Origin of the sequence: Buttiauxella sp., from assembly GCF_049686335.1 — a bacterium.
Lineage (GTDB): Bacteria > Pseudomonadota > Gammaproteobacteria > Enterobacterales > Enterobacteriaceae > Buttiauxella.
Genome location: NZ_JBAVHX010000009.1, coordinates 244,466 through 257,529, shown reverse-complemented (window position 1 = coordinate 257,529; position 13,064 = coordinate 244,466). Strand labels below are relative to the sequence as shown.

At 53.3% G+C, this 13,064-nt stretch carries 12 protein-coding genes; 6 read left to right on the top strand and 6 right to left on the bottom strand.

The features are described from left to right. Positions 1–29: 29 nt before the first annotated feature. The 4 genes from menF to WBL83_RS08205 form a co-directional block, all read right to left on the bottom strand. Positions 30–1,331 carry an isochorismate synthase MenF gene (gene menF / locus WBL83_RS08220; protein WP_424588669.1) on the bottom strand — a complete coding sequence of 434 codons (1,302 nt, stop codon included), beginning with the start codon at positions 1,329–1,331 and terminating at the stop codon, positions 30–32. A 122-nt stretch (positions 1,332–1,453) separates the two neighbouring features. After that, entirely contained in the window at positions 1,454–1,753 is a 300-nt protein-coding gene (elaB, locus tag WBL83_RS08215) for a stress response protein ElaB (protein ID WP_424588668.1), read from the bottom strand. Positions 1,754–1,823: 70 nt separating this feature from the next. Beyond that, positions 1,824–2,273 carry a GNAT family N-acetyltransferase gene (locus WBL83_RS08210; RefSeq protein WP_424588667.1) on the bottom strand — a complete coding sequence of 150 codons (450 nt, stop codon included), beginning with the start codon at positions 2,271–2,273 and terminating at the stop codon, positions 1,824–1,826. A gap of 89 nt (positions 2,274–2,362) precedes the next feature. Beyond that, positions 2,363–2,569, bottom strand: a complete 207-nt coding sequence (locus WBL83_RS08205) for a YbfA family protein (protein ID WP_424588666.1) — start codon at positions 2,567–2,569, stop codon at positions 2,363–2,365. Between the two features lie 307 nt (positions 2,570–2,876). On the opposite strand from WBL83_RS08205, the gene kdpF reads away from it, so the two are divergent. From kdpF to kdpE, 6 genes are all read left to right on the top strand, one after another. After that, entirely contained in the window at positions 2,877–2,966 is a 90-nt protein-coding gene (kdpF, locus tag WBL83_RS08200; protein ID WP_064548628.1) for a K(+)-transporting ATPase subunit F, read from the top strand. Continuing rightward, positions 2,966–4,654: a potassium-transporting ATPase subunit KdpA gene (kdpA, locus tag WBL83_RS08195; protein WP_424588665.1), complete on the top strand. Its 1,689-nt coding sequence runs from the start codon at positions 2,966–2,968 to the stop codon at positions 4,652–4,654. Before kdpF ends, kdpA begins: the two co-directional genes overlap by 1 nt. Before the next feature lie 13 nt (positions 4,655–4,667). Further along, positions 4,668–6,716: a potassium-transporting ATPase subunit KdpB gene (kdpB, locus tag WBL83_RS08190; RefSeq protein ID WP_424588664.1), complete on the top strand. Its 2,049-nt coding sequence runs from the start codon at positions 4,668–4,670 to the stop codon at positions 6,714–6,716. Positions 6,717–6,728: 12 nt separating this feature from the next. After that, entirely contained in the window at positions 6,729–7,304 is a 576-nt protein-coding gene (gene kdpC / locus WBL83_RS08185; protein WP_424588663.1) for a potassium-transporting ATPase subunit KdpC, read from the top strand. Between the two features lie 125 nt (positions 7,305–7,429). Beyond that, positions 7,430–10,117, top strand: a complete 2,688-nt coding sequence (kdpD, locus tag WBL83_RS08180; protein ID WP_424588662.1) for a two-component system sensor histidine kinase KdpD — start codon at positions 7,430–7,432, stop codon at positions 10,115–10,117. Further along, positions 10,114–10,791: a two-component system response regulator KdpE gene (gene kdpE / locus WBL83_RS08175; RefSeq protein ID WP_424588661.1), complete on the top strand. Its 678-nt coding sequence runs from the start codon at positions 10,114–10,116 to the stop codon at positions 10,789–10,791. The genes kdpD and kdpE overlap by 4 nt, the downstream gene beginning before the upstream one ends. A gap of 50 nt (positions 10,792–10,841) precedes the next feature. On the opposite strand, the gene pgm is transcribed toward kdpE, so the two are convergent. Then, complete coding sequence (gene pgm, locus WBL83_RS08170) at positions 10,842–12,485, bottom strand: phosphoglucomutase (alpha-D-glucose-1,6-bisphosphate-dependent) (protein WP_424588660.1); 1,644 nt, start codon at positions 12,483–12,485, stop codon at positions 10,842–10,844. 25 nt (positions 12,486–12,510) lie between these two features. Further along, a complete protein-coding gene (gene seqA / locus WBL83_RS08165; RefSeq protein ID WP_424588659.1) occupies positions 12,511–13,056 on the bottom strand; it encodes a replication initiation negative regulator SeqA in 546 nt (181 codons plus the stop codon). Positions 13,057–13,064: the final 8 nt, after the last annotated feature.

The following is a 13,064-nucleotide window of genomic DNA, read 5'->3' as shown; positions in this document are numbered from 1 at the left end:
TATTTTGATATGACTACCTAAACCGGGACTCAAAACGTTGTTTTCGTCAGCAACGTTCGCAACCCGGCGGCTTTATTTTCTATTTCTTGCCATTCTTCTGCGGGGTCAGAACCGGCAACTATGCCGGCTCCAGCATATAAACGGACAATATTATTGGTGACTTTTGCCGAGCGTAGCGCGACGCAGAACTCTGACTGGCGTTGTGACAAATATCCGGCTGATCCTGCGTACCATTCACGCTCAAACGGTTCATTTCTGGCGATAAACTCTCGCGCGACATCTCGCGGCAAACCTGCTACCGCGGCTGTAGGCTGCAACATCGCAAGGCAGGCCACATCGTCAGGTTGCGCCAGTTCGGTCCAGATGCAACGGCGTAAATGTTGTACTTTGCGCAGCCGCACAATTTGCGGCGGCAGTACGTCTATCGCCCCCACCGTTTTGTGCAGACGCTGGCAGATGTCTTCAACCACCAGCATATTTTCACGCTGGTTTTTATCATCTTTGAGCAACCACTGGCCCAGAGACCAGGCACGGTGATCGTCAGGATGATTGGCTACGGTTCCGGCTAACGCCTCGGTGCGCAGAGCCGTATCGATGCGTCGCCACAAGCGCTCTGGGCTTGAGCCGAGGAACGCATGGCTGGCATCAAATACGATTAAAAAATGGTAGCAATTGAGATTGACCCGACGGCTGGCCGCCATAAATCCAGCCGCAGAAACCGCCGCCGTAAATTGCAGATCGGTGGCTCTCGCCAGTACCACTTTGTCGAGTTCGTGTTGCTCAATCGCGGTTAAGGCGCTGCCAATCAGCGAGATCCATTCAGGCTGCTCGGGGATATGTTGTTCCCCCACGCAATTCAGATGCTGTAACGGCAACTGTTTGGCAGGCAGAAGTTTTTCAAGGAAGGCTTGTGCTGCACGCGCGTCATCCTTTAAGGATGTTTCGCTGTAAAGATGCAGATGGAGCTGCGCATCGCCCCCGTTACGTCGCCACTCAAGCCTTGGGAGAAATAAAAAACTGTTGGCAGGGTCGAATGCATTCACGCCAGTGATACGAACCGCTGGCTGGTTGGCATTATCATCAAGAAATGTTCTTGCTGCTTCTAAGGTATTGAACTGACGCACCAGGCCAAGTGCGGCGATTTCGTCATCGCCATTGCGCTGTTGCCAGTAAAATTGAGGGTAAAGACGCTGGGTGGTTAACCATGCGAGAGCATCTAAGGCGTCACTGAGGGTTACGGCAATTGATATTTGCTGTAAGCCTGGCGTATCCGCAAATTCTGCGTTCAAAGCAAGCTGCAACTGTTGCAGCGCGACAGCAACTGAATTCACGTTTACCTCACCTTCCCTGAAAACCCCTGATTATACGTGGTCATGGCGGCAAAAAAAAATCCCACCCAATGGGTAAGATTTTCTTTAACCGGCACACAGTGAATATATGTGCCGATTTTTGACTAGCGTCGGGCTAACAATAGCCCTAAGACTAAGCCTGCGGCCGCACCGACACCAATGCCTTGCCATGGTTTGTCATGGACATAATCATCAGCGAGATAGACGGCTTTTTTCGCACGATAGTAGTAATTGTCAGAAGCATTACTGACCCGAGCTTTGACGTCACTTAACGCCTGTTCGGCGCGTTCTTTCAGCTCGATATACTTTTGGTCAGCAGGGTCACCAGAGGATCGCAGCACTTCTTCCAGCGTATCGCTCAGTAGAGATAAATCATCATCAAGACGAGATTCGTACGGTTGCATCACTGTTCTCCGTGTTTAAAAAATACTCGTCCGCTAACTATAGACAATACTCATACTTTTCGCCCAGCGATTAACGATTTGCCATACCAATATGAGCAATTCCGTCTTCGTCGTAGACATCGGTGACAGGTTTAAAACCGAAACGTGCATAAAACGACTGTAAATGTGCCTGCGCACCTAAATAGACCGCTTCTTCCGGCCAGTATTTCTCACAGCTGGCCATTGCCTGTTCCATCAACTGATAGCCCAGTTTTTCGCCGCGCACGCTTGGGTCGATAATCACACGACCAATCACCACCGGCTCATATTCGCTTTCACTTTTCAGGATGCGCGCATAAGCCATCAGTTTGCCGTCCCGCCAGCCGAGAATGTGGCGGTTTTCGCCGACTAAATCATCGCCATCAATGTCTTGATATGGGCAGTTTTGCTCGACAACAAATACCGCGTTGCGCAGCGCCAGAAGCGTGTAGAGATCGCTCACGCTCAATTCAGAATGGTGTAGGTCTTGCCAAATCAACATGTTCTGCCCTCTAACAATGCTTGAGCCGTTATTTTCACGCATAAAAAAACCGCCAGCAAGTGGCGGTTTCTTTTTCAATTTCAGCAAACTCAGTAAAAATCACCGGAAGCGGCTTCGGCTTGAGCCAACCAGACCGGTTTCTCACTGGTTTTGGACCACACGCGGTGCAGGTAGCTGTAAAAACGGGCGCGATCTTTCCAGAACAGCATCACTGGCAGCGCCAGGACACCCGCTACAACAACAAAAGTGCGACGCAGGAAGACCTGATGCAGTGGGTAATCTTTATATAAAGTCATAATGCCTCCCTTAATGTGTGACCGGTAGCAAACACCGGGAAAATAGAACTTGTCATCTGGCGAAAATAGTATCGCATTGGATGAAAGTTTACTACTCCTCCGACCACTTAAAGTCACTTTTTGCCACTTCTTTACATTCCATCGTGTAATTAAGTTACGAAAAGGTTAAATAAATACTAATCATTAGTTAATTAATGGTTTTGCGAATTTTTATACTTTTTTTACACCCCGCCCTCTGACTTTTACGACATCTTTGCACCCAAAACTTCACACTCTCTGTAATTCCTAATAACTGCTGAGGTGGATTGTGAGTGCAGGCGTAATAGCGGGTGTGGTGCTGGTGTTTTTGCTGTTGGGATATCTGATTTATGCGCTGATTAATGCGGAGGCATTCTGATGGCCGCGTCCGGATTTCTTTTAATTGCCAGCTTCTTGCTGGTGCTTTTCGTTCTGGCAAAACCGTTGGGCAGCGTACTGGCTCGCTTGATAGAAGGCGAATCGCTGCCGGTGCTCGGGAAAATGGATTCGCTATTGTGGAAAGTGCTGGGGAGTGATGCCACAAGCGAGATGAACTGGAAGCATTATCTGGGCTCAATTCTTGCGTTTAACGTGCTGGGCTTAGTGGCGCTTTTTATCATCTTAATGACCCAGGGAAACCTGCCGCTCAACCCGCAGCAATTGCCTGGCCTGTCCTGGCATCTGGCGCTCAATACGGCAGTCAGTTTTGTCGCCAATACCAACTGGCAGTCTTACAGCGGTGAAACCACGCTGAGTTATTTCAGCCAGATGGTTGGCCTGACGGTGCAAAACTTCCTGTCAGCAGCAACAGGGATTGCGGTGGTGTTTGCGCTGATCCGCGCCTTCTCTCGCCAAAGTGCCACCACTTTAGGGAACGCATGGGTCGATTTAACCCGCATCACACTCTACATCCTGCTGCCCATTTCACTGCTGATTGCGCTGTTCTTTATCAGCCAGGGAACCTTGCAGAACGTTGCCGCGTATCAGCCGTTCACCTCACTTGAAGGTGTCCATCATATGTTACCGATGGGCCCGGTTGCCTCCCAGGAAGCGATCAAAATGTTGGGCACCAACGGCGGCGGTTTCTTTAACGCTAACTCCTCGCATCCGTTTGAGAACCCAACGGCGCTGACCAACTTTGTGCAGATGCTGGCGATCTTCTTGATCCCTGCGGCGCTATGTTTTGCGTTTGGTGAAGCCGTCGGTGACCGTCGCCAGGGACGCGCCATTTTATGGGCGATGGCGGTGATTTTTGTCATCTGTGTGGTGGTGGTGATGTGGGCCGAAACCCAGGGTAATACGCATTTCACCCTGCTCGGTGCTGACAGCAATATCAATATGGAAGGTAAAGAGAGCCGCTTCGGTATTCTCGCCACCAGCCTGTTCTCGGTGGTAACTACCGCCGCGTCTTGTGGGGCGGTCAACGCGATGCATGACTCCTTTACGGCGCTGGGCGGCATGATCCCGATGTGGCTGATGCAGATTGGCGAAGTGGTGTTCGGTGGTGTCGGCTCTGGCCTGTACGGCATGTTGCTGTTCGTATTGCTGACGGTGTTTATCGCCGGATTGATGATTGGCCGCACGCCAGAATACCTGGGTAAGAAAATCGACGTGGCGGAGATGAAAATGACCGCGATGGCAATCCTGGTGACGCCTGCGCTGGTGCTGCTCGGTACTGCGCTGGCCATGATGACCGACGCCGGACGTGCGGGCATGTTAAACCCCGGCATCCACGGCTTTAGTGAAGTGCTGTACGCCGTATCGTCTGCCGCTAACAACAACGGCAGCGCGTTTGCCGGTTTAAGTGCTAATACGCCTTTCTGGAACATTCTTCTGGCGGTGTGCATGTGGTTAGGTCGCTTCGCCGTGATTGTGCCGGTGATGGCGATTGCCGGTTCGCTTGTGGGCAAAAAACCGCAGTCCGCAGGCGTCGGCACCTTACCGACTCACGGCCCGCTGTTTATCGGCCTGCTGATTGGCACCGTGTTGTTAGTGGGTGCACTGACCTTTATTCCCGCCCTCGCATTAGGCCCGGTTGCGGAACACCTTTCGTTAGTGAATTTGTAATTAAGAGGCTTCCATGAGTCGCAAGCAACAGGCGTTATTTGAACCATCGCTGATTCGTCAGGCGCTAATTGATTCCTTTAAAAAACTGACGCCGCAAGTGCAGTGGCGTAACCCGGTAATGTTTATCGTTTGGGTGGGCAGCGTGATGACCACCGTTCTGGCGATTGCCATGTTCAGTGGAAAACTTCAGGGCGACGCGCCGTTTACCGCCGCGATCGGTGTCTGGTTGTGGTTTACCGTGCTGTTTGCCAACTTTGCCGAAGCGCTGGCAGAAGGCCGCAGTAAAGCCCAGGCCAATAGCCTGAAAGGGGTGAAGAAAACCAGTTTTGCCCGCAAATTGCGCGCCCCGCACCACGATGCGCAAATAGACCACGTCCCTGCTGCCGACTTGCGTAAAGGCGACATCGTGCTGGTTGAAGCAGGCGACATCATCCCATGCGATGGCGAAGTGCTGGAAGGCGGCGCGTCGGTGGATGAAAGTGCCATCACCGGTGAATCCGCACCGGTGATTCGTGAATCTGGCGGTGACTTCGCATCCGTCACGGGTGGCACACGCATTCTTTCTGACTGGCTGGTGATTCAGTGCAGCGTGAACCCAGGGGAAACTTTTCTCGACCGTATGATTGCGATGGTGGAAAGCGCACAACGCCGCAAAACCCCCAACGAAATCGCGCTGACGATTTTACTGGTGGCACTGACGATTGTCTTTTTACTGGCAACCGCCACGCTCTGGCCGTTCTCGCAGTATGGCGGCGTGGCGGTCAGCGTCACGGTGCTGATTGCTCTGCTGGTCTGTTTGATTCCAACCACTATCGGCGGGTTACTTTCCGCGATTGGTGTGGCGGGGATGAGCCGCATGCTGGGTGCAAATGTCATCGCCACCAGTGGACGTGCGGTTGAAGCGGCGGGGGATGTCGATGTGTTGCTGCTGGATAAAACCGGCACCATCACGCTGGGTAACCGTCAGGCGTCTGATTTCCTGCCCGCTCCCGGTATAGAAGAAAAAACTCTCGCGGATGCCGCTCAGCTTTCATCACTGGCTGATGAAACACCCGAAGGGCGCAGTATTGTCATTCTGGCCAAACAGCGCTTTAACCTGCGCGAGCGCGATGTACAAAACCTGCATGCCACTTTTGTGCCGTTTACCGCACAAACTCGCATGAGCGGTATCAACATTCAGGACCGTATGATCCGCAAAGGTTCGGTTGATGCGATTCGTCGCCATGTTGAAGCCAACGGCGGCCATTTCCCACCACAGGTTGATACGCTGGTGGAAGGGGTTGCTCGTTCTGGCGGTACGCCACTGGTGGTCGCCGAAGGGGCAAATGTACTCGGTGTGATTGCGCTGAAAGATATCGTCAAAGGCGGCATTAAAGAACGTTTTGCGCAGTTACGCCAGATGGGCATTAAAACCGTGATGATTACCGGTGATAACCGTCTGACTGCCGCAGCCATTGCCGCCGAAGCAGGCGTTGATGACTTCCTCTCCGAAGCCACACCAGAAGCCAAGCTGGCGTTGATTCGCCAGTATCAAGCGGAGGGCCGTTTAGTGGCAATGACGGGCGATGGCACCAACGACGCCCCTGCTCTGGCACAGGCGGATGTGGCGGTGGCCATGAACTCCGGTACCCAGGCGGCAAAAGAGGCCGGCAACATGGTGGACCTGGACTCTAACCCCACCAAACTGATTGAAGTGGTGCACATTGGTAAACAGATGCTGATGACCCGTGGCTCGCTGACCACATTCAGTATCGCCAACGACGTGGCGAAGTATTTCGCGATCATTCCCGCCGCATTTGCCGCGACTTATCCGCAGCTTAACGCGCTGAACGTGATGCACCTGCACTCACCTTCCTCAGCCATTTTAAGCGCGGTGATTTTTAACGCCTTGATCATCATCTTTCTCATTCCGCTGGCCTTACGTGGTGTGAGCTACAAGCCGCTAAGTGCCGCCGCCATGTTACGTCGCAATCTGTGGATTTACGGTCTGGGTGGTTTAATCGTGCCGTTTATTGGCATCAAAGCTATCGATTTATTGCTGACCGTTTGCGGCCTGGTTTAAGAGGAAAAACAAATGACTACCTTACGTCCCGCTATACTGTTACTGATTCTGCTGACCCTGATTACCGGTGGACTTTACCCATTGGTGACCACACTTTTAGGCCAGTGGTGGTTCCCGACGCAAGCCAACGGTTCGTTAATCTTTGATAGCAACGTCGTGCGTGGATCGAGCCTGATTGGGCAAAACTTTACCCAGCCAAAGTATTTGCAAGGCCGCCCTTCTGCTACGGCAGAAACCCCATATAATCCAATGGCCTCTGGCGGTAGCAATCTTGCGGGTAGTAATCCCGAGTTAGATAAAGTTATCACCGAGCGAGTGACGGCGTTACGCGCAGCGAATCCGCAGGCCAATCCTGAGGTTCCTGTGGACCTGATAACGGCTTCTGCCAGCGGCCTGGACGGACAGATTTCGCCGGAAGCGGCAGCCTGGCAAATCCCCCGCATCGCCAAAGCGCGTAATTTGCCCGAGCAACAAATCGCACGTCTGGTGGCAGAAAATACCACGAAGCCGGTGGTCGGTTTTATCGGTAAACCGGTGGTGAATGTGTTGCTGGTTAATCTGGCGTTAGACGCACTTCAGGCACCATAAAAGAACACTGTCGGATGACGCTGCGCTTATCCGACCTACTCGATCTGTGGTGGTTTTGTAGGGTGGATAAGCGTCAGCGTCATCCACCAAAATGCCAGGGATTATTCAGTCCGATAGGAGTTGTTATGACGCAGGAACCGCTGCGCCCCAATCCAGATAAGTTACTGGAGCAGGTCAATCGCCCCCCGCGCGGTAAGCTGAAAATATTCTTCGGTGCTTGTGCAGGCGTGGGGAAAACCTACGCCATGTTGCAAGAAGCGCAGCGGCTGCGGGCGCAAGGGCTGGATATCCTGATTGGCGTGGTGGAGACTCACGGTCGCAAAGAGACTGCCGCTCTACTGGACAGGCTCGTTCCGCTGCCTGCTAAACGTATCCATCATCGTGGGCGCTGGGTTCAGGAATTTGACCTGGACGCAGCTCTGGCGCGTAATCCTGCACTGATCCTGATGGATGAACTGGCCCACAGCAACGCGCCAGGCTCACGCCACCCTAAGCGCTGGCAAGATGTGGAAGAGTTGCTCGACGCCGGGATCGACGTTTTTACTACCGTTAACGTACAGCATCTTGAAAGCCTGAATGACATCGTTGGAGGCGTGACGGGTATTCAGGTGCGGGAAACGGTGCCAGACCCTATTTTTGATGCCGCAGATGAAATTGTGTTGGTCGACTTGCCGCCTGACGATTTACGCCAGCGCCTGCATGAAGGCAAAGTGTATATCTCCGGCCAGGCCGAACGCGCCATTGAACACTTTTTCCGTAAAGGGAATTTGATTGCCCTGCGCGAACTGGCGTTACGCCGCACCGCCGACCGCGTTGACGATCAAATGCGGGCGTGGCGCGACAGCCAGGGCGAGGAAAAAGTCTGGCATACGCGAGATGCAATTTTGCTGTGTATCGGCCATAGTTCTGGCAATGAAAAACTGGTGCGTACGGCTGCCAGACTGGCGGCGAAATTAGGCAGCGTCTGGCATGCGGTTTATGTCGAAACCCCGCAGTTGCACCGCTTACCCGAACATCAGCGCCGCGCAATTTTGGCGTCGTTACGCCTGGCTCAGGAGCTGGGAGCAGAAACCACCACGCTTGCCGATCCGGCAGAAGATAAAGCGATTTTGCGTTACGCCCGGGAACACAACCTCGGGAAGATTATCATTGGCCGACGGACGACCCGACGCTTCTGGAGCCGGGAATCTTTTGCTGACCGCCTTGCCCGCCGCGCTCCGGACCTGGATTTGGTGATCGTCGCGCTAGACGACAAGCCTTCTGTTGCCTCCCCTTCGACGCCCGACACCCGCAGTTTCACGGAAAAGTGGCGTGTGCAGATGCGCGGCTGCGCTGTGGCGATTGCACTTTGCGCCCTGACCACCTTTATCGCAAATCAATGGTTAATGGCCTTTGATGCCGCCAATCTGGTGATGCTTTACTTACTTGGCGTCGTCATTGTGGCGCTGTTTTATGGACGCTGGCCGTCGGTGCTGGCGACGGTTATAAGCGTACTGAGCTTTGATCTGTTTTTTATTGCGCCCCATGGCACGCTGGCCGTCTCCGATATCCAGTATTTGTTAACCTTCGCGGTGATGCTTACCGTTGGTCTGGTTATCGGTAATCTCACCGCCGGTGTGCGTTATCAGGCGCGGATTGCCCGTTACCGCGAGCAGCGTACCCGTCACCTGTATGAGATGTCGAAAGCCCTCGCCGCCGAACGCACTCCGCAGGATATTGCCACCACCAGCGAACTGTTTATCAATAACAGTTTCCATGCCCGCGCCCAGCTATTGTTGCCTGACGAACATGGCGTGTTAGAGCGCGTCAATGCGCGTGGTGAACCGCAGAACTGGGATGAAGCCATCGCCCGCTGGAGCTTTGATAAAGGCCAACCCGCCGGTGCAGGCACCGATACGCTGCCTGGCGTGCCGTATCAAATTCTGCCGCTCAAAACGGCGGAAAGAACGCTTGGGCTGTTAATTGTCGAGCCGGGTAATTTGCGCCAGTTGATGATCCCGGAACAACAACGTTTGCTGGAAACATTCACGCTATTAGCCGCCACCGCTCTGGACCGGTTATTGCTAACTGCCAGTGAAGAGCAGGCCCGTCTGTCGAGCGAACGCGAGCAAGTACGTAACTCATTGCTCGCGGCGCTGTCACACGATTTGCGTACCCCGTTGACCGTGCTGTTTGGCCAGGCAGAAATCCTGACGCTGGATTTGGCATCTGAAGGGTCGAAACACGCGCCACAAGCCAACGATATTCGCCAGCACGTTCTCAATACCACGCGTCTGGTGAACAATTTACTGGATATGGCGCGTATTCAGTCTGGCGGGTTCAATCTGCGCAAAGAGTGGTTAACGCTTGAGGAAGTGGTGGGTAGTGCTTTGAAGATGCTGGAGCCGGGTTTAGGCGGGCGGCATATCGCGCTTTCTTTGCCTGATCCGTTAATGCTTATTCATGTTGATGGCCCGCTGTTTGAGCGCGTGTTGATCAATTTGCTGGAAAATGCCGGGAAATATGCAGGCTTCCAGTCAAACATCGGCATTCGTGCGCAAGCATTGGCTGATAAACTGGATCTTGAAGTGTGGGATGATGGGCCGGGTATTCCGGCTGGCAAAGAGCAGCTAATCTTTGATAAGTTTTCCCGCGGCAATAAAGAGTCGGCGATCCCGGGCGTGGGTCTGGGTCTGGCAATTTGCCAGGCGATTGTCGAAGTGCACGATGGGAAGATTTTTGCGGTTAATCGCCCGGAAGGTGGCGCGAGTTTCCATGTTATTTTACCCCTACCGCCACCGCCTGAGCTGGCTGAGATGAACGAGGCGTTGTGATATCAGTTTTGATTGTTGAAGATGAAAAAGAGATCCGCCGCTTCCTGCGCACTGCGCTGGAGGCTGAGTCGTTACGCGTCCACGAAGCCGAAACCTTGCAGCGAGGTTTGCTGGAAGCCGCCACGCGAAAACCCGATTTGGTGATCCTCGACCTCGGATTACCCGACGGTGATGGCATTGATTTTATTCGCGACTTCCGCCAGTGGAGCCAGACGCCGATTGTGGTGCTCTCGGCGCGTAGTGATGAACAAGTGAAGATCGACGCCCTTGATGCGGGTGCTGACGACTATCTCAGCAAACCGTTTGGCATTGGTGAGTTGCAGGCGCGACTGCGTGTGGTCTTACGTCGCCATGCAAGCCTTGCGCAGCCGGATCCGGTTTATCAGTTTTCAAACATCACCATTGACCTCGCCACCCGCCGCATTACCCGCGATGGCGCTGAAATCCATCTCACGCCGATCGAGTTTCGCCTGCTCGCAACGCTTTTGAATAACCACGGGAAAGTGCTGACCCAACGCCAGTTACTCAATCAGGTTTGGGGGCCAAATGCTGTGGAACACAGTCACTATTTGCGCATTTATATGGGGCATTTACGTCAGAAGCTAGAAAACGATCCGGCACGCCCGACGCATTTGTTGACCGAAACCGGGATTGGGTATCGGTTTATGTTGTAGATCCAGGATACAAAAAAGGCGCCTTGCGGCGCCCTTTTTAAATCAATTGCTTACTTCGCGTTTTTCAGCACTTCGCTGACAATTTCTACCGCTTCTTTTTCAATTTGCAGGCGATGCTCTGCACCTAAGAAACTTTCACAGTAAATCTTGTACGCATCTTCCGTACCGGAAGGACGTGCCGCAAACCAGCCGTTGTCGGTCATCACTTTCAGGCCGCCGATAGAAGCACCGTTACCCGGAGCTGCCGTTAAGCGTGCGGTAATCGGGTCGCCTGCCAGAGTGCTGGCGCTTACCATTTCCGGAGAAAGTTTAGACAAGGCGGCTTTCTGCGCAGACGTCGCGGACGCTTGCAGACGGTTGTAGCTTGGCGCACCGAAACGGGCAGCCAGTTCGTCATAATGCTGCTGCGGGTTTTTGCCGGTTACGGCAGTAATTTCCGCCGCCAGCAGGCACATGATGATGCCGTCTTTATCCGTGGACCACGGCGTGCCGTCGAAACGCAGGAACGATGCCCCTGCACTCTCTTCGCCACCAAAACCGAAGCTGCCATCGAACAAGCCATCAACAAACCATTTGAAACCGACGGGTACTTCTACCAGTTTACGGCCCAAATCATTGACGACACGGTCAATCATTGCCGATGACACCAGCGTTTTACCGACTGCCACATCTTTGCCCCACTGCGGGCGATGCTGGAACAGGTAGTTGATCGCAACGGCCAGATAATGGTTCGGGTTCATCAGGCCTGCTGGCGTGACGATACCGTGGCGGTCGTAATCCGGGTCATTGGCGAAAGCCAGGTCGAATTTGTCACGCAGTGCCAGCAAACCTTCCATCGCGCATTCAGACGAGCAATCCATACGGATAGCGCCGTCTTTATCGAGATGCATAAAGCGGAAAGTTTGATCGACATGATCGTTAACAATTGTCAGATCCAGATTGTAGTGTTTTGCGATGCGCTGCCAGTATTCGATACCGGAACCACCGAGTGGATCAACACCCAGTTTGAGGCCAGCTTTTTGGATGGCGGCCATATCGACGATATCCACCAGCCCTTCGATAAATGGCTGCACCAGATCTTGTTCTTGCACGTGGCCGCTTTTCCACGCCTGATCAAGAGAAATGCGTTTCACGTCTTTCAGGCCAGCGGCTAACAATGCGTTAGCGCGGTCTTCGACGACTTTGGTGACGTTGGTATCAGCCGGGCCACCATTTGGCGGGTTGTATTTGATACCACCATCATCAGGCGGGTTGTGCGAAGGCGTGATGACGATACCATCTGCCTGTGCGCCACCATTTTTGTTATGCGTCAGAATGGCATGCGAAATTGCAGGCGTTGGCGTGTAGCCATTTGCCTGCTGCACAATGACGTCCACACCGTTCGCAGCCAGCACTTCCAGCACCGAGATAAACGCCGGTTCGGACAACGCGTGGGTGTCTTTACCAACGTAGCACGGCCCGGTAATTCCGTTTTTTGCACGATCTTCGGCAATCGCCTGAGCAATGGCCAGAATGTGAGGTTCGTTAAAGCTATGACGTGCCGCACTCCCACGGTGACCGGAGGTTCCGAACTTCACCGCGTGTTCGCTATTCCCTACTTCTGGCTTCAGCACGTAATACTGGGCCGTCAGTTGGGCTACGTTAATCAAATCGCTCTGTTGTGCCGGTTGTCCTGCACGAGGGTGGTTAGCCATTAGCCTTTCCTTCTGACGCGAGGTGTTAGATTGTGCCGCAAACCTTTTCAATCAATTCCGCCGGGAACTGCATTGACTGCATGATGTGTTCGATCATGCTGCATTTACGGCCTGTATTGGTGTTGGTAATGACCCAGTACGGTGTGCCTGGAACATGTTTTGGTTTGGTCTGGTTGCCATTTTGCAGCAGCGTTTGCTCGTTACCTGCAAAATAGACACGCGTACGACCATGCAGCGACTCGGTCGCTTCACCAAAGGCATGTGCATCGAGGGTATACAGAGTAGAAAGCACCATCATGAAACGATTAACCGCTTTCTTTTGCTCCGCATATTCATCGGAAAGCAACAATTCACGAACCGCACGAACACGATCGCGTGATTTGTTTACGGGTTTGGCTTCCGGGGTAGCAGCAACAGATGCTGTCTGGCCGGTAGTTACTGGTGTAGCAGGAGTTTGACCGGCGCTAAATTTCAGCATGCGCCGTAAAATATCGGACGCGCTTTCACCAATGTGCTGCGTGTGGCTGGCAATGTAGCGATAGAGCTCGTCATCAACTTCAATTGTTTTCATCTTAATCC

What these genes read in the sequence shown, in the direction of transcription:
- elaB (WP_424588668.1), bottom strand. Translation starts at nt 1,753, where the DNA reads ATGCAACCGTACGAATCTCGTCTTGATGATGATTTATCTCTACTGAGC.
- WBL83_RS08210 (WP_424588667.1), bottom strand. Translation starts at nt 2,273, where the DNA reads ATGTTGATTTGGCAAGACCTACACCATTCTGAATTGAGCGTGAGCGAT.
- WBL83_RS08205 (WP_424588666.1), bottom strand. Translation starts at nt 2,569, where the DNA reads ATGACTTTATATAAAGATTACCCACTGCATCAGGTCTTCCTGCGTCGC.
- kdpA (WP_424588665.1), top strand. Translation starts at nt 2,966, where the DNA reads ATGGCCGCGTCCGGATTTCTTTTAATTGCCAGCTTCTTGCTGGTGCTT.
- kdpB (WP_424588664.1), top strand. Translation starts at nt 4,668, where the DNA reads ATGAGTCGCAAGCAACAGGCGTTATTTGAACCATCGCTGATTCGTCAG.
- kdpC (WP_424588663.1), top strand. Translation starts at nt 6,729, where the DNA reads ATGACTACCTTACGTCCCGCTATACTGTTACTGATTCTGCTGACCCTG.
- kdpD (WP_424588662.1), top strand. Translation starts at nt 7,430, where the DNA reads ATGACGCAGGAACCGCTGCGCCCCAATCCAGATAAGTTACTGGAGCAG.
- pgm (WP_424588660.1), bottom strand. Translation starts at nt 12,485, where the DNA reads ATGGCTAACCACCCTCGTGCAGGACAACCGGCACAACAGAGCGATTTG.
- seqA (WP_424588659.1), bottom strand. Translation starts at nt 13,056, where the DNA reads ATGAAAACAATTGAAGTTGATGACGAGCTCTATCGCTACATTGCCAGC.